Below are 21,039 nucleotides of genomic sequence, written 5' to 3' on the forward strand. Positions count from 1 at the left end.
ATGATATTTTATACATGTAAATAGTGACATATATAAAATTTCTATGTATTTATAGTCTCTTGTTTTATATATTACTATTTATGAGAAATATATACAAAAATATTTGTTAAAAATATAATTATAGAGCAAATAAAATTACAAAAATATACATAAAAAAGGGAGAATGATTAGTAATGGTAGATAAAAAGATTAATCGTAATTTAGTTCTTTTAGCATCTGTAATGGTAAACTTATGTGTAGGTGCAGTTTATGCTTTTAGTGTACTTGCAGGACCACTTGGTGAAAAGTTTGGATGGTCTAAGGCGGTGGTAATGACAGCTTTTACTATAAACGCAGCAATATCACCAATTCCAATGATTTTAGGTGGAAAACTATTAGACAGAGGGTTAGCAAAACTATCTATTATAGGTGGTGGAGCACTGTTTGGTTTAGGATTTATGCTAACAGGTTTTGTGAAAGAACCTATACATCTATACTTAGCATATGGAGTACTTGGAGGTTTAGGACAAGGTATAGCATATTCAGGTACTATAGGTAATACTGTTAAACTATTCCCAGATAAGAAGGGATTAGCGACTGGTATAGTTACAGCAGGTTTTGGTGGAGCTACAATTCTAGCCGCTCCAATAGCTAACAACTTAATTCAAAATAGCGGAGTTTTATCAACATTTAAAATCATGGGAATAGCGTATATGGTGATTACAGTAGTTTTTGGTCTACTTATAACGGCTACCCCAGCAGGCTATAAGCCAGAAGGCTGGAATCCACCAACTACTAGTTCAGCTAATGGATCAAATGTAAATATTAATTGGATAGATATGATAAAAACTTCAAAATTCTATATAATTGCATCTATGTTTACAATTGGAGCTTTATCAGGAATGATGATAACATCTAATGCTTCAATTATTGGACAAACAATGTTTGGATTATCAGCAGCGGTAGCAGCATTATATGTAAGTCTATACTCATTAAGTAACTGTATGGGACGTATATTCTGGGGAGCTGTTTCCGATAAGCTTGGTCGTTACAATGCTTTAATTTGTATATATACTGTTGTAGCTGCTATGTTGTTAGTTCTTGCTACAACACACTCTGTAGTTGGATTTGCTATTGGATTAATAGGAATAGGTTTGTGCTTTGGTGGAACCTTAGGTATTTTCCCTTCAATAGTAGCTGAAAAATTTGGTATGAAATATTATGGAGTGAATTATGGAATCACATTTATAGGATACTCAGCAGCAGCATTTTTCGGACCTAAAATAGCAGTTCAAGTTGCTGGTGCAAATAATGGTAGCTTCACAAATGCATTTTATATAGCATTAGTACTTAGCTTAGTAGGTATAGCATTAACAACATTATTTATAAAAATAGAAAAAAAATCAGCAAATAAAAAACTTGCAGCATAAGTTGTTACATCAATATTTTAAGGTTAGATTATCTTAGTATGAAAAAGAGCTAATAAGACTTCGAAAGTGGTTTTATTAGCTCTTTTATAATTATATTAACAAATTTGTTAAAGTTTCTCTTATTATCAGTCGAATATACTTATATAATGTAAATTTTACAGATAAAAGCAGATTATAAATTATAACTAAAGATGGATAACCATCTTTAAATACATATATCTAAAAAGGAGATATTATGAAAAGTTTAAAATCAAAATTAATGGTATTATTCGGATCATTAGTTTGTGTTGTGTGTATAGGATTAGGTATAATTTCTTTCATTAACTCATCAAATGCTCTAAAATCTAACTTAAATAACACTATGCCTAGAATTGCTGAACAAACAGCTAGTAATATTCAAAGTAAGCTTCAAGGAGAATTAAATACACTAGAAGCTATTGCTGCAAGACTAGATATAAAAGATCCGAACAATTCAATAGAGAATAAAGTATCAATTCTTACAGATGAGTCTAAAAGAATTGGAAGTATTAGTATGGGTATTGTTGATATTAATGGAAATTCCATTCTTACTGATGGGTCAAAATCAAACTTTAGTGAGAGATCATATTTTAAACAAGCACTAGAAGGCAAAGCTAGTGTATCCGACCCAATAGTTAGCAAAACATACGGTATGGTAATCGTTGTATATGCAGTTCCAATTAAAGATAATAATAAAGTTGTAGGAGTACTTGTTCAAGCTAGAGATGGTAATTATTTAAGTGATATGACCGATGAAGTAAAAGTTGGTAAAACAGGTACCGCATTTATGCTAAACAAAGATGGAACCTCTATTGCAAATAGTAATAGAGATTTAGTTATACAAATGTCAAACATCATAGAAGAGTCAAAAGAAAATTCTGATTTTCAAGCCTTAGCTGATGTACAAAGAAAAATGCTTGCAAAAGAAGCTGGTCTAGGTGAGTATGAATATGGCGGGGAAGAAAAATATGTTGGGTATGCCCCAGTAGGCGGAACTGATTGGTCCGTAGGAATTACAGTAACTCAAAATGAAATATTATCAGAATTAAATAGTTTAAAAACTTTAGTTATACTAACGTCTATAATATTTATTATAATTGCATTTATCATAATTTACATAATCTCTAGTTCTTTAGCTAAAGGAATAAAATCAGCTTCAAGCCACCTGAGATTGTTATCAGACGGAAACTTATCTGTTGAGATTCCTACAAGGTATTTGAATTCAAAAGATGAAATTGGGGTTATGATTAATTCTATGAAATCAATGCAGGATTCTCTAAGAATGATGATTAAAAAAATTAAAAACAATTCCCTAAATATCAATACTCAATCGGAAAACTTATCTGCCATTTCAGAAGAGATAGCAAGCGTATCTGAAAGCTCTGTACAGTCAACATCTGAAATAGCTCAAGGTATAAATACTCAATCTCAAGATTTAATGCAAATGACAGAAATTCTAACTGAGTTTGGTAATAAGTTATCAGAAATGCTTGGAGAGATAAAAGTTGTAGACTCAAATTCTAGAGAAATAAGTATAATGGCTAATGATAGTAGTACTGAAATGAATGGATTAAATCAATCTGTAAAAAATATAAGTAATTCATTTAAGGCATTTAATTCAAAAATAATGGATCTAGGAAAAGATATAAACGAGATTACAAATATGATTAATAGTGTTGCTGAACAAACAAATTTATTAGCATTAAATGCAGCTATTGAGGCAGCTAGAGCTGGTGAGGCAGGCAGAGGCTTCACGGTGGTTTCAGAAGAAATAAGAAAACTCGCTGAACAATCAAAGACTTCATCAGAGAATATTAGTAATTTAATAAATGTAATATCTAATAATACAGCTATTATAGTACAAGAAGCTGTAACAATGGATGGTGAGATGATTAGTCAAGCTGGAATTATTGACAATACTATAGTTTCCTTTAAGCGAATAATACAAGCTGTGGATGAGGTAATTCCTAAAATAGAAATGGTTAAAAGTTCAGCTGATAATATAGATAACGATAAGGATATTATTCTAAGTAGAATAAACACATTATCATCAATTTCTGAAGAAATTTCAGGGTCATCTGAGGAAATCTCAGCATCCTCTGAGGAGCTTAATGCCTCTATAGAAGAAGTAGCCTCCTCCGCTCAAGATCTTAGTAACATGACTAATAAAATGATAGAGGAAGTAAATAGATTTAAAGTTTAAATTACTATTTATAGAAAAGGACGATTTACTTTGAGTAAGACGTCCTTTTTCTATAGAGTCAATACTTAATCCAGTATGGAGGTTGAAAAATTATTGATTGAGTTTAAAAGTTTTTTAATTTTTAAAAAAAATACTATAATACCCGCTAATTATTTCAATTATTGTATATATATTAACTGTAAGTATTTCTTCTATCTTAAGTCATAGTGCAAAGACAAGGAATGCTGAATTTTACAAAAATATTAGGAGGGTGAAACACATGAAAGAGAGAAAATATGTAAAATTAAGAGTCGATATGTATGAGGATACTAAATTAAAAATAATTGATATGAAGCCTGAAAGAGATGTTATTTATTATATCTGGAGCAGAATTTTGCTGTTAGCAGGCAAGGTTAATTTGGAGGGGGAGCTATATCTTTCTAAGAGTATTCCATATACTATGGAGACTTTCTCAATAGAGTTTAATAGAGATATTACTCAAATTAAATTAGCCTTAGATATATTTATAGAATTAGAAATGCTTGAACTTACTTTAGATAATGTTTATAAGGTGAGAAACTTTGCTAAACATCAAAATATCAAGGTGAAAGAAAAAGAAATATCTAAGAATAAAGAATTTGAGGTTAAGGATAATCCAACGTTAAGTGAAAACTTAACCCCTGAAATTCTTGATACAAAAGATAATAATATTAAAGGAAATAGTACCCTTAAAGATACGCAACTATTATTTGATACTATGAAAAACAAAAAGAAAACTAGAAAAAAGAAAGATACCGTAATAGATATTATTGATACAGATGAAGGGTTTATAGATGGTGATATAAGTAATTTTAGCGATGTATATATACCTTTAGATAAGGATGATAGCATGGTTTCAAAGTGGAGTTTTGAATAAAAGGAGACAGTACATCTGATTAAAAATAATTTTCTTTTACCATCTTAATTTTATATTTATCTTATACTAAAAATATTTTCCTTTTTATAGAACGCTTTATAATTAAAGCATTACTTGTGATACATTTTTTTACACAAAAATAGCCTTAACCAAGTAAATTCTATAGTTAAGGCCAAAACTTGTGCTTTTTTATGGTATCACTTAAAGTACAAATGAGGATTTTTTATTGGTATCACTAAAACAAATTTGCTGATTCATTCTTTTGTTGCTATATTGTATAATTAGTCTTTTTAAATATGTTACTTCCAATTGCTATTTTCTTTTCTGTGAACTTACAGTTTAATTCTCTACTCTCTATAAACTCTTTTGTCACATTGACAAGCAATTGATTTTGTTCCAACTCAACCAAATAGTAAATTGACATGTCATTTAACGAGTCAGCTACCTGTAATACACCCGGCTGAACTATGAAATCAACAATATTTTCTACTAAACTCAGTTTCTTATGTCGTGTCAAAGGATATATAATAAATGAATTCTATTATATCTCTTAAATTTATTCAATTATGCAATCACTTAACCTAAAAGTATTTTACTTAAAAATTATTAACTATACCTTTAATTAATAATTTCCCCCTTATTGTTAGCTAGTTTTTCACGCCATTTGCTAAGTTCTTCATCTGTCTGTTTCATATAGTCAACTTTTTCACCTACAATTCTTAAAGGAGCTTTCGAACGATAAGAACATGTCAAGTTTCCTGGGAATTTCTTATCAGTTACATTCGGATCATTTTCAAATGGTCCTGTTGGTTCTACAATATAAACACGTTCTCTACCTACTCCTTTTGCTAATGCAGCAGCAAGTCCAGCCCCATTAAGATTGGATGTGAAATAAATATGATTCATCTTAAGTTCATCATTATAATTTGAGTTTCTGCCTGCTACAAGCAAATCACCAGTCTGCAAATCTGCTCGAGTCCCGTGGTAAAAAGGTCCTTTATCATAAGGTTCAGTATTATATGAATTTGATAATTCATAGTTTGTTTTTGCCTTATTAGAATCACCTAATTCTTCATAGCATTTTGAGATACTTAAATATACTGCTGGAAAAGCACTCTTAACACTATCATCATTTGATTCTATTGCATACTTTAAAGATGTTTCCATCCATTTTAATCTATCTAGAATATCTTTTTCGTATTTAGCTATATGATAAGCTGCAATAAATCTTTCAAAGTCATTTACTGCTTCATTCCAAGCTTGAATAAATAACTCACTCGCTTCTTCAGATTTACCTTGGTTTTCCATCCCCATTCCCAACATGCATAGTCTTATAATTTTATTTTTCGGATTAAATTTATTGCTCATTTAGTATCCTCTTTTCTTATTACTATAGTTACATTATCTTAATATATATATAATAATAAATATAGACTTATATTTTCATTTTATATGTACTATAATTAAATTAGGGAGATGTATTTAAATAAATACGAGTAGTCTCTCTTTTTTATGTTTATTTTACATAAATTAACTCATAATGTAATAAACATTATTTCTCTAGATACTTAAACTAATCTAGTTCCTATTTATCTCTAATTAATTATCCAATTTTAGTAAAAACCTCACTTGTTTATACGGAAACTCGACTCACATGCGTTCGCTGAGTAAGTTCGAGATACCAAATATAAAATTTGGACTCTCACTTATGGTACGGTTCTCCGTAACGGGTATAACGTATACTTTTTTTTAAAGCTATTATCCTAGAATTAGCTTTTACCAATCATTTCTTCTTATTCGTTTATCCATTAGAATTGCATATAAATATGGTGGTGCTTGAAGATTTTGTAATGGTACTGTATATTCAAAGGCACTTCCTTTAATGCTTCATTAAATGCAGCTTTTGATATCGAACGGTTTGTCCTACTTAGTGTTATCAGATTTCCTTTTACTTTATACGAAAATTCACCACCTCTAATTTGCTGAAACATTTGTCCTTCACATTCTTTCTCATAAGTCTTCAATAGTCATAATACCTCTCCTTAAAACCAAACTTTTACAAATCTAAATATTAAAACAACAAATAATTACCTCACAGCTATTACTATTGTCTACAGGAACTTTAACTCTACTGCAATTCTCTTCTTCTGTTAATTCTTTACCTATTTCATTGGATATTCTACTTAAATATTCTATCCACCTATTATCACCAACTGGAACAGGAAACAATACAAATGCTATTATCCCATTTCCTACACACTTTTCAAGCTTCTTTGTATCAATAATAATTGAAGTAATATTTTTAGTAATAGGTCTCCCTTTATTCTCAATTCCTTCTATACGCCAATTAGCATTAGGAGTTTTTAATTCTACATCATAACGAATACCATTATAAGCAAATCCTAAATCAGCTCTATCATTACTATCGACATAGTTTGATTCAACTTCTACATTAGACATTCCAAGTTTTTGGAGATGGTCAGCAAGTTCAAATTTTAACCATCCTTCAAATTTAGCCCGTTGTCTTATGGCAATTGAAACCAACTGAGTATGATTTTTTATTATTTCTGAAATGCTTTTTCTTATTAATTCATCCATATAGGATTATCCTTTCAGTTCACAAGAAAATATTAGAAATACATTGCATGAATTCATTAATTTTATTCCCTTATTTGCCATAAAACAAAATCAATCTTTTTTACTTCAGTAATAGGTGTATCTGGATAATTTTTATCAAAAATCGAGATTATTTCTTTCCCTTCATCTGTTAATATAAATTTTTGATACCATTGATTTATTTTATCATACAAATTAATAATTTCCTGAATTCTATTCTTACTATAATAATGTGGTTGACTTAGATTTAAATTTTTTAATACTACAGAATCCCATATTGGTAAATTAGGATTAATTGTTGCAACTAATTTACTTGAAAATGAAGCTTCAACTCGCCCCAATTCACTATAAAAATATAACAATGTCTTATCGAACGAAATATCTCTGCTCTTATAACTTTCCATAAATGAATAGTATTTTTCATAGAAGATACTGCTTCTTTGACGTATCCTGTAAAAACCATTAAAAGCCTTTTGAAAGTTCTCATCTTTTGATACATCTACTTCATTTACAATATTCATTATATTTAAATACTTTTCAAGCCCTGGTTTGACTTTTTTCATCGCTTCGTTAATCTTTATAGCATCCATTTTAACTCCTCCAAATGTATTAAATATAAAAATATAACCGTTTATTCTATCTTTAATATCATCTTAATCTCATTTCTCAGTTCTTCTTCACTTATATTAATATATTTATCGTATATTCTCTGCATATCATCTGGTAAGCTTTCATATTGCCAATATCCTTTTCTTTTATTTCCTCTTGTTTTAATCGAATTACAGAATGGGTCAAATCTATCTCTTTTTTGCCTTAGAGTAGCATCTTTTATTTGTAATATTTCACTAATTCTTATGAACGCATCTGTCTGATTTAACTCTGGAAATAATAAATCATGTTCAAACCTGCTTAAATAATATGCCACTTTATGTTCGTTATCTAAAGCTTCATCACTAATCAAATCTCTTGTTCTATAATTACCTCTTTTCTGCGACTGAATTTTTATATCTTTTATATCATTCAATGTAGTTTCAAACATGTTTAGTAACTGATAACTCCTTAGAAATAATTCCGATGTATCTGCAATTACATTAGAGTTAACAAGCACTTTATTAAGTATTCCATCTTTAAAATCATCATTGGCTATTATTTTTATTTCATAATTATTATCTTTTATTGTTTCATTAATAATTTCTCTTAATTTTATTATTCCAGCATCTATTTCACTAAGATAGCTCATTTTAGGTGCTGTAAAAATAATCTTTCCTTTTTTTGAACCAAATTTACAGTACAAAATAAAAATAGCTCTTATTATTTTCTTTAGAATATTTGCTATAGTAATTTCTTTATTACCATAATTAACCCCACCTTCATGGAATGCTACTTCTACTAAATAATAATCTTGTACTTCATTACCTAATAGTTTTACTCCTAATACATCTATTTCAGCTTGTTTAATTAATTGATTCCAACTACTATTATTTTTAAAAATTCCTATCCCATTATTAGTGAACTCTACTCTTACTTTTTCAAATAGTTCACTAATGGTTTCCTCATCATATGTTCCCCATAGATTACTTGGTTTGTAATTTAATTCAGTTACATTACATTCTTCAATATGTTTTAACCAGCTTTTTACCAAGGATTCACACATCTCTATTTTCATAACTAAACCTCACATAGCTCATTCATTTATTAAAATTATACCATAATTTAAAATTATTAGGCTTTATTTGGCATTATATCTTTATCGTAATCAAAATAAAAGAAGAAGCCCCATCTTCTTGAGGATTCTCCTTCTTTATTATCAGCATGAACCATTATAGTTATAGTTAATTTAAGGTATATTATTTAATCTGAAATACGTCATGCTCCTAATAGGTTTTCCATCTTTCTCATATCTTCCACAGCTCCAATAATCATCTCTATCCATGAAAACCTTAAAAACTATTAACCCGAAAATTTGAGCGGCTATATCTATACTTCTACCACAGGCATAGTATATTGGTTCAAAAACAGTTCCAGTCCAATCATGTCCTGGTATCCATCCAGCAGTATGCACTTCATTACTATCTATTCTTTTATTCAATTCATCAACAATAATGTTATAATAATTATCGGTAATTCTTTTCCGCCATGTGTTAAAATCTTTTTCATGAGGTAACTTAGTAATTAACTGTTCTTTCCCCCCTAAAACGTTTCCGATAATTTATTTTGAGTACTGTAGCAATCCTACTGCTGCCTTTACTCTGATTTCCTCATTCTCTGATTGAAGTGCATCATTTAGTACCTGTATTGCTCTAGTAAGTATCTCTTCATCAAGATTTATATTAGTACCTTGAGTTGGATTGTTTGCTAAAGCTTTATCTAGTTCAGCTATATCTGCTGGATGTTTGAACTTAGTAACAATACTTCTATTCCTAAGTAATTCTCTAACATATTCATTTAGATTATCTCTTTTAACTTTACCAAGCCAGACTACACTTCTTCTATGGCACATTCCTTCTGCTTCAAAATTATCATCATATTTATAATCATCAAGTTTACCAATATGAACCCACTCATTTTCATTTATAAGAACAATATCATCTTTTTTCATACTATTTACAAAGACATTAACAGTCCCTAAATGGTTTCCCAACTGACTTCCAGTCCATTTGTATTTCTTGTTCAATCTATCTCTTATTTCGTCTTTATCAACATTTGTCAAATCGCCTATTCCAGGATACCCAATGCAAACAAAATCTTGTTTAATGAACAAATCAATTCTCTCTGTTCCATGTGGCTGTGTTTTAATTTGAAATATATTCATAACTTTACCTCCTAAAATCTCGTTACGATTCGTAACGGTTATAAATAAATTATAAGCGATAAAGTCGCATTTGTAAACCGTAATCATTCGTCAATATTCCTTACGAATAATTACGATTTATATCTTAATAGTAAACAAAATAAAAGAGGGAGAACCCCCATCATCTGGAGATTCTCCCTCTTCATTATTTATAAAATATTTCTGTGTCTTTTCATCAAAGTGTAACTCTATGCTGGCTATATCTTTTTTGTTCTTTATAGTTATCTTACTTATAATTAATTGTAGTAAAGTTTTTTTATCCTCTGTAGCGGAGACTTCTAATAATTTGTGGAAATTACTTAATGTATCCTTTACAACTTCGTACGGTATGTTTACAGAATTATTACTTTCTAATTCTTTTTGTATCTTTATTCTACGCTTGGATTTGACATCTATTTCTTTCGTCATATTTTCTATTCTTTGTGCTAGTGTTTGCTTATCTATTGTGCCATCTTCGTATAGCTCAAAGACTCTGTTTTTCCTGTTTTCAAGTTCTTTTAGGCTCTTAGTTAGTTGCTCCAACTCTCTTTCTAGTGGCTTTATTGTATCTTTTCTATCTTTATTTAAGTTCTTAACAATATCCTTGAGTATATTTTCATTAAATACTACTTCCTTAATCCTTGATACTACATACTCCTCTGCATAGTCAGCTCTAACCCCATTGGAATGGCAAGCTGCAGTACCTTTGCTTCTCCAATTGCCACAGACATAGTATCTAGTAACTAAGTAGGTTCCATCTTTACGTTTTTTCCTAGTCCTTGACGCTACCATAGAAGCTCCACAAACAGGACATTTCATTAAACCAGTCAAAATATAGTCGCTTTCAAAGGCTTTCTTTGGTTTACCAGATTTGAGCTTGTACATCTCTTGAACCTTTTCCCAAAGGTCTACTGGAATTATAGCTTCATGCTCTCCATCTACAATTATTGGATTCTTATTTATTCCTTTTCTTCTTTTTTCACCCCAATTTTCCCTAACATTATATCTTATCTTACCAATATAAGTAGGATTCATTAGAATGTCTTTAACTCCACCAGTAGTAAACATATTACCTTTTTTAGTTTTGTATCCTTCATGATTTATTTGATTAGTTATTGCTTTTAATCCTTTACCAGAAGAATACAGCTCAAATATCTTTTTTACTGTAGTTGCTTCTTCTTGCACTATTTCTAATCTTGTATCTTTCTCATTAACAGTTACAGTTCTATAACCAAGTATAATCCCACCATTCCATTTTCCAGTTTTTGCTCTTTGCTTCATTCCCATTTTTACGTTATCTACTATTGTTTCTCTTTCAAATTCCCCAATGGATGCTAAAACATTCATCATTAGTTTTCCTGCTGGAGTAGAAGTTTCAAAAGCTTCGGAGCAACTTCGAAATGCAACATCATACTTTTCAAGTCTTTTTACTATTGTAAGTAAATCATATTGATTACGAGCCATACGATTTGTCTTCCAAACCCACACTTCATCAAATTTATTGCTTTTAGCATCCTTAAGCATCTGCTGCAATTGAAGTCTATTGTTCATTGATTTACCGCTAATGCCTTTATCAGCATAAATAGCAACTAACTCACCTCCTTCCTGTTCACACTTCTGTCTAATTGCATTTTCCTGCGCATCAATACTGTATCCTTCCTCGGCTTGTTCTGCCGTGGATACTCTTAGATAGGCAACTATTCTTTTTTTATTCATCATTCCCCCTCCTTACTGGAGGTTTTTCTCTACAAATAATCACCTTAACTGTATCCTCTAAGTCCTTAATGCTGAGGTCTTTTTCATCAAAATCCTTTGTAGAAAATTTCAAATAAACTAGTGCTTTATTCATATTTTTCATCCTCCTTTGTTACTTTTTCTTTATCATCAATATACTTTTTAACTATGTTGGAAATTAAATCTATAATTAATTTATACCTTATATTTTCATTTCTCATTGAAACCCCTCCATTATCATTAGTTCAAATTAATAATATATATTTATTAGCATAATTTAGTACCCTAAAATCTCTTCAAAAGCCTCAGTAAGAAGCTTTTGAAGTTCTTAAAATTAATTGAATATCTGATACATATATTCATTACAAAAGTAATCTCCTGAAAAATCATTTTCCAAGTTCTTATCAATCTCTATATGAGTTTTACCATGTTTTCTAGATGTGAAAACCTGAATACCTCTTAAATTCAAATTGAGCCTAATCTTATTTAACTCTGTTTGAAATATACACTCACTACCAAAACTTCCCACATGGTTATAATCTCCTTCTAATGACTTCCTATATCTAGCAAGTATAATAATTAATTTATCTAAATTACCTTCCCATCTATGACATGTGTCTGTAAATTTAATAATATAGTTGAGTAGCAGACTACCTTCATTTCTTCTAATTTGTCTCATCTCATTTTTATAAGTTGAAAAATTCTTCTTCATCTTCTTCCCTCCATTTTTTTATAAATTGTTCCTCCAGAACCCTAAACCAGTTATCTCATCATTCTCGTGATTATTTTCCGATATACCTTGAGCATATTAATTAAGTAAACTCAATACTTCTCCGGAAAAACTCCGAAAATGAATTTTTATATATCTAAATCTCATATTTTTTCATTTTCATCATCTTAATTAAAAATAAATCTCTTAATTTATTATTAATATTTTCAATTTCGGAATATTTTTCGGAAATATCTTATGTTAACTAGATTTTATCTAAGTGCATTACTCCGAAATTTAACCTAAATTCCAAATTTATTTTTCAGACCAATTTTCAGCGATTTTAGCTTCTGAAATTATAGGAATTCTTTTAAGAATTAAACTACCTGCCTTTTCCATTACAGTTTTAAGTATCATCTTTACCTTTTCAGCATCAGCCTTTTCAGCTTCAATAATGATTTCATCATGTACTGTTGCTACTAATTTTGCAGAAGTATCTTTTAATGCTTTAGGAAGTACTGAAAGTGCTATTTTTAATATATCTGCTCCTGTTCCCTGTACTGGAAAGTTAGTAAATTCAGTAAAGGAAGGTTTTCCATTCCACAATCTTCTTCTATTTGCTAGAGTTCTTGCTTCTGATATTGCACTTTCACTAGTTCCTTTTACTTTTACTGAATTAACCATATGCCACTTCTTAAGACCTGAGTAATAAGTGAAAAATTTGTTTCTAAATTCATTTGCTTCCTCTAAACTCATTTCTACACCATAGTTATTCATGGCATACTCCTTAAATCTTTCACTTCCCATTCCGTAAAGTAATCCAAAATTTAGAGCTTTAGCAGCCTGCCTGTCATCTTTTGAAATTTCACTAGATTTTTTATTATTTATAAGTGAAGCTGTTAAACTATGAAGGTCTTGTCCATCAGTATAGGCTTTAATAATTCTATAATCATCAGCTATCTCTCCTGCTATCCTAAGTTCAACTTGTGAGTAATCTGCAATAACTAAAACCTTCTCATTTGGTGCAGAAAAGCACTCTCTTATTCTGTAATCATGAGGTATCTGTTGTAAATTAAAATCAGAACAAGAAAATCTCCCTGTTTTTGTAATGCATTGAAAGTAGTTAGAATACAATCTATTATCTTCACTGACATTTAGTAATATCTTTTCAATAAATTGTAGAAGTTTATCTAGTTTTTTATATTCAAGAATTATAGCAATTACAGGATATTTATTACTAAGAGGTATTAATACTTCTTTTGAGGTACTATTAACATAAATATTTATGCCCTCTAGTGCCCCCTTTAATTGCTTTGGACTATTAATATTAATGTCGGTATTAGGTAGGTACAATCTAATTTCTTTTTCTAACTGCTTTTTCTCTTCTAAAAACTTACTTTGAACCTCTCTAAGCTTGATTGTATCAACGTAAATACCATTTAACTCTATTTGTGCAACAGCTGGAACTGTTGAAAATTCTATACTTGCAATATAAGTGAGATTATCAGATTTAAGCTGCTTATTAATCTCTTCTCTCAAGGATAATAATATATAGGCATCATAAGCAGAATATTCTAGCTGTTCCTTAGATAATATTTCTTTGCTCCAATTACTTTTCTGTTGTTCTTTTCTCATTTCAATTCCAGTATAGTGGAACACAACATTTTCTAATTTGAAGTTGGTAGATCCAATGCCTGAATCAATTACCTGAGCTGCAAGCATCGTATCATATAAGTTATTGGAAATATCAATACTTTCAGTAATAAGGAATTTATAATCAAATTTTGAATTATGAAGTACCTTAATCACATCGCCTTCTAAAAATGTTTTTATTATGTTTTTTCCGTGACTAGATATTTTAAACCAATCTATGATTATTACATTCTTATTCTCTGGTGCTATCTGAACTAAACGTATTTTATATTTCTTAGGATTTAATCCAGTTGTTTCTATATCTAAACCAATGACTTTTGCATTTCTAATATCTTCTATAGCTCTTACTAATTCTTCATCATTTATAATATAATTATATTTAACCAATTCTCCCATCTCCTCTGTAACTAATAATATACAGCGAGGCTTGTCTACCTCGCTGTAATAAGAGTGTTATGCAAAAAGCTTTTTGTTGAACATATCATCTATTGTAATATTTAGTGCATCATCAGAAGCTATCACTTCTTTCGAGTCAGAAACTAATTCACTTTTCACTTTTATAGATTCTAGACCTTCTGATTTTCGGTATATTTTTCGGTTTATATCATCCCAATGTATTACAACACATAGTTGGTCGGGCTTTGATTTATGAATTACTTCAATGCCTTCTATATTTTCCAAAGCTGTTTTGAAGTTTCTTTTAATAAGAGGTTTCAGCTCTTCATTAATACAAAATGTTTTATAATCATCAAATAATTCTTTTAAAGTATAAAAATCTTTATTTGTATTTAATAAATCCTTCTGAGTTTTAAACCAGTAAACAACTGAGTTATTCTCCTCCCTCATCCTTTCTTTAAGCTCTATCATTGAAGGACTCTCAATGAAATATCCTCTTTTAAATAATCTTAATCTTCCTTCTATAGCCCAATTTAAAATCCCACTAAGCTCTCCTTCTAATTTCAATTTTAAATTTGGATCTCTTTCCTCAACTGGAACATAGTTATCAACCGATATTGCCAAAATCCTTTCATACATGGCATTTGACCTATCTTGTATTAGCGGTATATGATTACAAGAAAATATTAGTTTAGATTCATTTTTGAAGGAAATTGGGTTTTTATATAGCATTTTGCCTGAGATTTTATCTTCACCAGTCAACATTTTTACAAAAGAAACTTTGAATTTTTCATATGAATCAACTTCCCCACCTATGTTTGCTAATTTTCCAAGAAGCATTGCAGAGTTAACCTTATCATGCAATTCCCCAATGGAGAATGCAGAAACATTTTCCTGTCCAATTAAACATGCCATTATATGCTCTAACACCCCTTTTCCAGTTCTTGGTCTTCCAATAAGAAATAACATTCTTTGAAGTTGATTTCCCGGGATTAATAGGTATCCAAACCACTCTTGTAATGCTTGTATTATGATGGTTTTATCTTGCTCATCAAAATTTCTAAAACTCTTATCTAGAAAATTCAGCCACAGGTCACATTTAGCATTTTTATCGTACGCAATATTCAACTGGTTTAAGCAGTTGAACTGTGGATTATGTGGGTAAAGTACAGGTGCTTCTGTATCAGAAATTTTTAGCATCCCATTCTCACCACACACCATATTTTCTTTTTTGTTGAAATTAACATGTTCTTCCTTAATAGCTGTTTTAGATATTATGTAATATAAAATATTTTCAACATTATTTTTAGTATAATCATCCTCAATTTTCTCTATAATTTCTTTCTTCAATATCTCATCATCAATAATTTTGTAATAGCCGTTATTATATCTGTATAATACCTTTGCAATAGATATCATAGTTTTATTTTCAAGTATTTCATTTCCTATCTTAAGAAATAAATTTTCTTCAAGTGAATCGCTATTTTTTAACAGTTTCTTTAATGAAGATAAGCCACCTTTAATTTCAAGTTTTTTCATTGCTTTTTTAAGGTATTCTACCTTCACTAGTTCATCTTCTTTAGTTTTGTTTATATTATTGAAAATAAAGTCTCTAAGTTTCCTCATATTTTTTACATTATCATCTTCTGGTTCTAAAGCCTCAATAGCTTCATCTATTGCAATATCGTTATTTACTTGCTTTCTTATGTTGTATAAATTGCTAAATATATTACCAGCTATTGATTTCTTATTGCATTTACAACTACACTGAAAACCTTCCTTACAAATAGTTTCACATAATACTGAACCAACTTCCCCTGCAACTATCCTTTTTGAAACACTGTCAAAAACTGCAGTAGCTTCTTCAAAGTCATAATTTTCATATTGCTTGCTAATTAAGTGGAATGTCTCTCTTCCTAATTCACCAAATGATGCAAGCGTTGATGCTATGAATATCCAATATTGATAACTCTGCTCCTGTGGATTTTCATAAACATGTTTCATAAATTCACAATTTAAAATTTCATCTGTTAGTTCATCAATAGTAACATTATCAAGCTTTTTAAAAGCTTTATATAAGCTTTTTTCAAAGCTCTTATCACTATCTTTATTTATACTAACTTCATTAAACTTAACAAATTCAAATATTTTATCAAAGTCATGTATTATTTCATCATTAGAATCTATGGGTTCACAAGGCTTAGGATTGTCTATATCCTTGTAATTATAAGTTCCTGGGAGCCTTAACATGTGCGCTATATTACAAACTGCTCTATCCCCTTTAAATTCTGGAAGTATATTAGCAAAATACCTTAGCGTTGCTTCAAATTCCAACCTGCATTTTTGAACATCTATTGGAACTGTAGTTCTCCAATAACAATGTATTCCATTGCCTGAGTTTACGATATATGAAGGTTTAAAATATAAACTCCTCAATTCTTCAACTAATTTAACTTTTAATATATTCCTTTCATCAGGATTCATATCCTTAAATTTGATTCCGTTATGCTCATCAATATCTATGTAAAGAGTTGAGCATTTCACACAATGCTCCTTCTTTCCATCTTTCATATCTTTTACCACTGGTGCATAAAAAATATTATATTCTTTATGCTTGTCTACAATTTCAATAACGTCTCTGATAGTTTCATTAAAGTCATCCTTGATTTCAACGAAGTATTCTCTAGGCTTTAATTTACTTTCATTATTGGGAATAGCCCTAATATTAATAAATTCACCTTTCATACTTTCAAATAAATTTGAAACATGTGACTTAATCATTCTATTTAAATCTTTATTTATTTGATTAATTTTACTTTCTATTACAATATTGCTTTCTCTTCCTACAATGTTCTTATACATAAATAGTTCCTCCTAAGATTAAAGTTTTAAGTTAATAATCATTTTCTACTAAGTATTTCTTATTCTATTGATTTCTTATAAGCTCATTTTTAATTTCTTGAATCTGCATCTAAACCCCTCCCCTGTATGTTGGTTCTGGAAGTTTATATTGAATTTTCAAAGAACAATTAACCCTTTGTCGACGAAAGTTATAGTTACAGTATGCAATATTAACGAAAGTAAAAAATCCTTGGAAAATAAAAAAAATATTCTCCCACCTTTCTGTGAAAGAATATTTTCATTTCTTTTTTATTTCTTATTTTTCTTTTTATATCCAAGTTCAGCTAAAATTTTATTAAACTCTTCTCTAGTGTGTCCTATAGCATTTATAGGTTTTAACTTCTCTTTAATATCTTCTTGATAATTACTTATGGATAATTTTAACAAAGCCTCGCTTGAAATCAACTTACTTTTATTTATTACAAACTCTGAAACATTATCCTCTCTTAACTCAGCAGCAATATCAACAATCTTTTTCCATTCTTTAATATTACTTATTATAAAAACTTTTAAATATTTTAATAGTTTCAATCTATCCTCATGATTTAATTTTGCTCTATATGGTAATTCAACTGTATCCCCATTATTTATTGATTTAAAAAGCTCTTCTTCTGAAAACTCAGTATATTTACCATTATCTACTGTTACTAATCCGTCTAATTCACTTATAGACCCGACCTTTAGCATACATGCCTCCATTATCATATTTACCTCTAATTCTGTTTCTACAATTTCATCCTTTACTAGTTCACTATATTGGGCTTCACCCATCCAGCCTCTATGTAAATCCTCTAATTCTTTATATATTTTTTCTCTATTTTCATATTCTTTATATTTATCTTTCAACTCTTTGACTACTTTTTCAATAAATATTTCCTTCTCATTAAGAGATATCTCAAAAAACTTTTTTCCTTTTACATTACTTATGTAACTTCCCTTTCCGCTCTCCTCACTAAGATATAACTTAAATATTTCCGCTATTACAATTGGTATCTCATACCTTTCCTTATCATTTTTAAATTGTTCAATGTTAAATTTCATGGCTTTGAATATATCTTTTAATTTCTTTGTATTATCTTTAACAAAATTCTTATATTGAGAATCTGACGTATCTATATCACTTATGCTAATCTTCTCTTTTTCAGCATACAGCTCAATAAATATTTCATTTAATGCTACTCTTCTTTCATCAATATTATCCATAAAACACCTCTATCTTGCTTGTTATCAAAATATTATACTTTATTTCTAACTTATACGCTACTAGGAGCATAGTAAGTAAACTGCTATTACTTATTTCTTCCTAGTATAATCAAAAAAAATTCTATAAATATTTATTTATTATTTATAGAATTAACATTTAAAATTTACTATTTTAGGTAATATCCTACTAACCTAAAAGTTATCTCTAATGTATACACGACTATTAATTCTTAATAGCTAAAATCATCAGACTTAGCAGACCCAGTGTTATCTTCTTTAACTATTTCTAACAATTCATATGCCCCATTAGCATAAATTGCAAAATTGTTTATTAATTGATTATTATCTTTTAAATAAACCACTACCTTATAATATTTTCTTCCTTTTTGGTCATATTGAAAATCTGATATTACTTCAAATCTTGTGTTTCCAGTATTAATGCTTCTATTATTTTCAGCAAATTCTTTAGCCATTTCTACAGTAAACTTTTCATCTTAGCTCTTCAGCTCATTTGATTCTGATTCTAGTTGTTTCTTATCTTCTACTTTTCTTAATTCAAATAGTTCATCGTTAATTTTTGCATCTAATTCAGTTACTTTATCTCTCTTCTTAGAGGGCAAATCAAAATAAAATTTAGAACCATTAATATTAATAATTATCCCTTGTGCTTTTTTATATGCTTCATAATTTTTATTACTGATTGAACTCTCCACTTCTTTTATTAAGTTGTCAACCTCTACTATGTAGTCTTCTCTTTCTTTAATATCTATTTTTATCTTTTCAACATCTTCTTTCAATGTTGAATACTTTGTATAACTATCATCCATCTTATTTAAAAATTCTTTTGCTTTATCAATTTTTTTATTAGCATATAGTTCTGTACTTGCTTCTTGGAAACAGTATACTATATTCCATAACTTGTCCACTTCTTTGTTATTGCCTTCAACTACACTTCCTAATGCCTCTATTGCATATTCATAATCCCTATTTTCTATAGCTTTTATACTGTTATCAATCATTCTTTGTTCTTCTCTAGTAGTTCCTTTACACGCTGTTAAAATTAAACTTACTAATAATATGCCAAATATACTTATAAAACCTCTTTTATTTACTACTCTTCCTCTCATATTCATATGTATTTACTACTCCTTCTTACTATTTAGATTGCCATATATGAACTTTCCTATTGTAACTATAATCGCAATTATAGCTCCTACTTTTATCAGAAACCATATTACTGAAAAAATTCCCCCAACTATTCCACCTAAAAAGTTAACAATGAAAGCTGCCACTATACAACATACAAACCACATTGAAGCCATAGCTCCAAATCCGAAATGTATAATATCAAATATTTTATGTAGCAACATAAATATTACTGTACCGCCGAGTATAGTAGCGACCACTGCTATGAAAGTTGTTAATCCCCCTACGTCGAAAATATTCATTTTTCTTCATCTCCTTTATCTGATTTATTATTGTAATTTATATATTTCTAATTTCTTCATAATGTTTAACTGTAAAATGTATTAACTACTTTATAAAAATATCTTAATATCAACTTCTAATGCTTTTGATATCTTATCTAATGTTTTTAATGATATAGATGTTCTCCCTACTTCAATATCCGATAAATATGTATTACTTATTCCTGCTTTCTTAGCAAGCTCATATTGCTTTAAACTTTTCTTAAGCCTTTCACACTTTATTTTTTGACCTATATCTTCCAAAAATATCCCCCCTTAAACAATTACGTTATTACAGTAAAATTATAGCATTATTTTACGTTTTTAGCATGGTTTTTTTAGAAAATTTATAAAGAAATTTACATTTTTCCTTATTTTACTTATACTATAATTAGTACGGTATTTACGGAAAATTAGGAGGCTACTATGAACCTTGGAGAGAAACTTAAAGCTATTAGAAAGTCTAAAGGTCTTTCACTAAAAGAATTATCTAATACTACCAACGGAAATATATCAATATCATTTCTAAGTGATATTGAAAACGGTAGAGGTAAACCATCAATAGAAACACTAAAAGTTATTGCTACTGCACTTAATACACCTGTATCATATTTTATTGATGATTCGGAAAGTAACATTTTCAGTGAATCTATTGAAGATACTGACTTTGTGCCTATAGTTGAATTACTAAAAGACTTTAAGAATTGGAGTTTAGAAGATAAAAAAGAATTGCTACATTATTTAAAGGCTAAAAATATTATCAGAAATAATAAATTACAGTAGTATGTTGGGTGAAAGGCTTATTATTATGAATGCATATATTTAACAGCATATATCTGTTAAAGAAATCATTTCTACATTACATATATTGCTTTAACAGCTCCTTAGAAATCCCACTGCTACTAGCTATACTTGATATAGCACTTTCAGAGTCAATTCCTGCAACAATTAGATTTAAAATCATCACTATTAATCTTAATATTGTTATTATATTCATTGGTTGCTC

Annotated in this window: 22 protein-coding genes; 4 read left to right on the forward strand and 18 right to left on the reverse strand. The window is 29.2% G+C overall.

Annotation, left to right across the window (positions count from 1 at the left end; all coding sequences use genetic code 11):
- The first annotated feature begins 173 nt into the window (after positions 1-173).
- The 3 genes from P8F83_RS18165 (at position 174) to P8F83_RS18175 (ending at position 4,525) form a co-directional block, all read left to right on the forward strand.
- Complete coding sequence (locus tag P8F83_RS18165) at positions 174-1,409, forward strand: L-lactate MFS transporter (protein WP_326512174.1); 1,236 nt, start codon at positions 174-176, stop codon at positions 1,407-1,409.
- A gap of 235 nt (positions 1,410-1,644) precedes the next feature.
- Complete coding sequence (locus P8F83_RS18170; protein WP_326512175.1) at positions 1,645-3,630, forward strand: methyl-accepting chemotaxis protein; 1,986 nt, start codon at positions 1,645-1,647, stop codon at positions 3,628-3,630.
- 259 nt (positions 3,631-3,889) lie between these two features.
- A complete protein-coding gene (locus tag P8F83_RS18175; RefSeq protein ID WP_326512176.1) occupies positions 3,890-4,525 on the forward strand; it encodes a phage replisome organizer N-terminal domain-containing protein in 636 nt (211 codons plus the stop codon).
- Positions 4,526-4,793: 268 nt separating this feature from the next.
- On the opposite strand, the gene P8F83_RS18180 is transcribed toward P8F83_RS18175, so the two are convergent.
- The 17 genes from P8F83_RS18180 to P8F83_RS18260 all read right to left on the reverse strand — a co-directional run bounded on the left by P8F83_RS18180 (position 4,794) and on the right by P8F83_RS18260 (position 20,297).
- Positions 4,794-5,042 carry a hypothetical protein gene (locus P8F83_RS18180; protein ID WP_326512177.1) on the reverse strand — a complete coding sequence of 83 codons (249 nt, stop codon included), beginning with the start codon at positions 5,040-5,042 and terminating at the stop codon, positions 4,794-4,796.
- Between the two features lie 101 nt (positions 5,043-5,143).
- Complete coding sequence (gene arr, locus P8F83_RS18185; RefSeq protein WP_326512178.1) at positions 5,144-5,893, reverse strand: NAD(+)--rifampin ADP-ribosyltransferase; 750 nt, start codon at positions 5,891-5,893, stop codon at positions 5,144-5,146.
- A 696-nt stretch (positions 5,894-6,589) separates the two neighbouring features.
- Positions 6,590-7,123 (reverse strand): hypothetical protein, encoded by a 534-nt coding sequence (locus P8F83_RS18190; RefSeq protein ID WP_326512179.1) that lies wholly within the window; start codon positions 7,121-7,123, stop codon positions 6,590-6,592.
- A gap of 62 nt (positions 7,124-7,185) precedes the next feature.
- The gene (locus P8F83_RS18195; RefSeq protein WP_326512180.1) at positions 7,186-7,731 is read right to left on the reverse strand and encodes a hypothetical protein; all 546 of its coding nucleotides are present in this window, start codon (positions 7,729-7,731) and stop codon (positions 7,186-7,188) included.
- Positions 7,732-7,772: 41 nt separating this feature from the next.
- Positions 7,773-8,807, reverse strand: coding sequence for a hypothetical protein (locus P8F83_RS18200; RefSeq protein ID WP_326512181.1), 1,035 nt, complete (start codon positions 8,805-8,807; stop codon positions 7,773-7,775).
- Positions 8,808-8,978: 171 nt separating this feature from the next.
- A complete protein-coding gene (locus P8F83_RS18205; RefSeq protein ID WP_326512182.1) occupies positions 8,979-9,230 on the reverse strand; it encodes a hypothetical protein in 252 nt (83 codons plus the stop codon).
- A gap of 120 nt (positions 9,231-9,350) precedes the next feature.
- Positions 9,351-9,953, reverse strand: coding sequence for a hypothetical protein (locus tag P8F83_RS18210; RefSeq protein ID WP_326512183.1), 603 nt, complete (start codon positions 9,951-9,953; stop codon positions 9,351-9,353).
- A 117-nt stretch (positions 9,954-10,070) separates the two neighbouring features.
- The gene (locus P8F83_RS18215) at positions 10,071-11,687 is read right to left on the reverse strand and encodes a recombinase family protein (protein WP_326512184.1); all 1,617 of its coding nucleotides are present in this window, start codon (positions 11,685-11,687) and stop codon (positions 10,071-10,073) included.
- A complete protein-coding gene (locus P8F83_RS18220; RefSeq protein WP_326512185.1) occupies positions 11,680-11,820 on the reverse strand; it encodes a hypothetical protein in 141 nt (46 codons plus the stop codon). The genes P8F83_RS18215 and P8F83_RS18220 overlap by 8 nt, the downstream gene beginning before the upstream one ends.
- A gap of 219 nt (positions 11,821-12,039) precedes the next feature.
- On the reverse strand, positions 12,040-12,417 hold the full coding sequence (locus P8F83_RS18225) for a hypothetical protein (protein WP_326512186.1): 378 nt from the start codon (positions 12,415-12,417) through the stop codon (positions 12,040-12,042).
- A 312-nt stretch (positions 12,418-12,729) separates the two neighbouring features.
- Positions 12,730-14,454, reverse strand: a complete 1,725-nt coding sequence (locus P8F83_RS18230; RefSeq protein ID WP_326512187.1) for a DNA polymerase — start codon at positions 14,452-14,454, stop codon at positions 12,730-12,732.
- Positions 14,455-14,520: 66 nt separating this feature from the next.
- Positions 14,521-17,325: a phage/plasmid primase, P4 family gene (locus tag P8F83_RS18235; protein ID WP_326512188.1), complete on the reverse strand. Its 2,805-nt coding sequence runs from the start codon at positions 17,323-17,325 to the stop codon at positions 14,521-14,523.
- A gap of 288 nt (positions 17,326-17,613) precedes the next feature.
- Positions 17,614-18,567 carry a hypothetical protein gene (locus tag P8F83_RS18240; RefSeq protein WP_326512189.1) on the reverse strand — a complete coding sequence of 318 codons (954 nt, stop codon included), beginning with the start codon at positions 18,565-18,567 and terminating at the stop codon, positions 17,614-17,616.
- Positions 18,568-18,797: 230 nt separating this feature from the next.
- The gene (locus P8F83_RS18245) at positions 18,798-19,040 is read right to left on the reverse strand and encodes a hypothetical protein (RefSeq protein WP_326512190.1); all 243 of its coding nucleotides are present in this window, start codon (positions 19,038-19,040) and stop codon (positions 18,798-18,800) included.
- A gap of 21 nt (positions 19,041-19,061) precedes the next feature.
- Positions 19,062-19,700, reverse strand: a complete 639-nt coding sequence (locus tag P8F83_RS18250) for a hypothetical protein (RefSeq protein ID WP_326512191.1) — start codon at positions 19,698-19,700, stop codon at positions 19,062-19,064.
- A gap of 9 nt (positions 19,701-19,709) precedes the next feature.
- The gene (locus tag P8F83_RS18255) at positions 19,710-20,015 is read right to left on the reverse strand and encodes a hypothetical protein (RefSeq protein WP_326512192.1); all 306 of its coding nucleotides are present in this window, start codon (positions 20,013-20,015) and stop codon (positions 19,710-19,712) included.
- A gap of 90 nt (positions 20,016-20,105) precedes the next feature.
- Complete coding sequence (locus P8F83_RS18260; protein ID WP_326512193.1) at positions 20,106-20,297, reverse strand: helix-turn-helix domain-containing protein; 192 nt, start codon at positions 20,295-20,297, stop codon at positions 20,106-20,108.
- Positions 20,298-20,459: 162 nt separating this feature from the next.
- Between P8F83_RS18260 and P8F83_RS18265 the strand changes: the two genes are divergently transcribed.
- The gene (locus tag P8F83_RS18265; RefSeq protein ID WP_326512194.1) at positions 20,460-20,816 is read left to right on the forward strand and encodes a helix-turn-helix domain-containing protein; all 357 of its coding nucleotides are present in this window, start codon (positions 20,460-20,462) and stop codon (positions 20,814-20,816) included.
- Positions 20,817-20,892: 76 nt separating this feature from the next.
- Here P8F83_RS18265 and P8F83_RS18270 read toward each other — a convergent pair whose 3' ends face one another.
- Entirely contained in the window at positions 20,893-21,030 is a 138-nt protein-coding gene (locus P8F83_RS18270) for a hypothetical protein (RefSeq protein WP_326512195.1), read from the reverse strand.
- Positions 21,031-21,039 lie beyond the last annotated feature (9 nt).

Origin of the sequence: Clostridium intestinale (assembly GCF_035905475.1) — a bacterium.
Lineage (GTDB): Bacteria > Bacillota > Clostridia > Clostridiales > Clostridiaceae > Clostridium_T > Clostridium_T intestinale.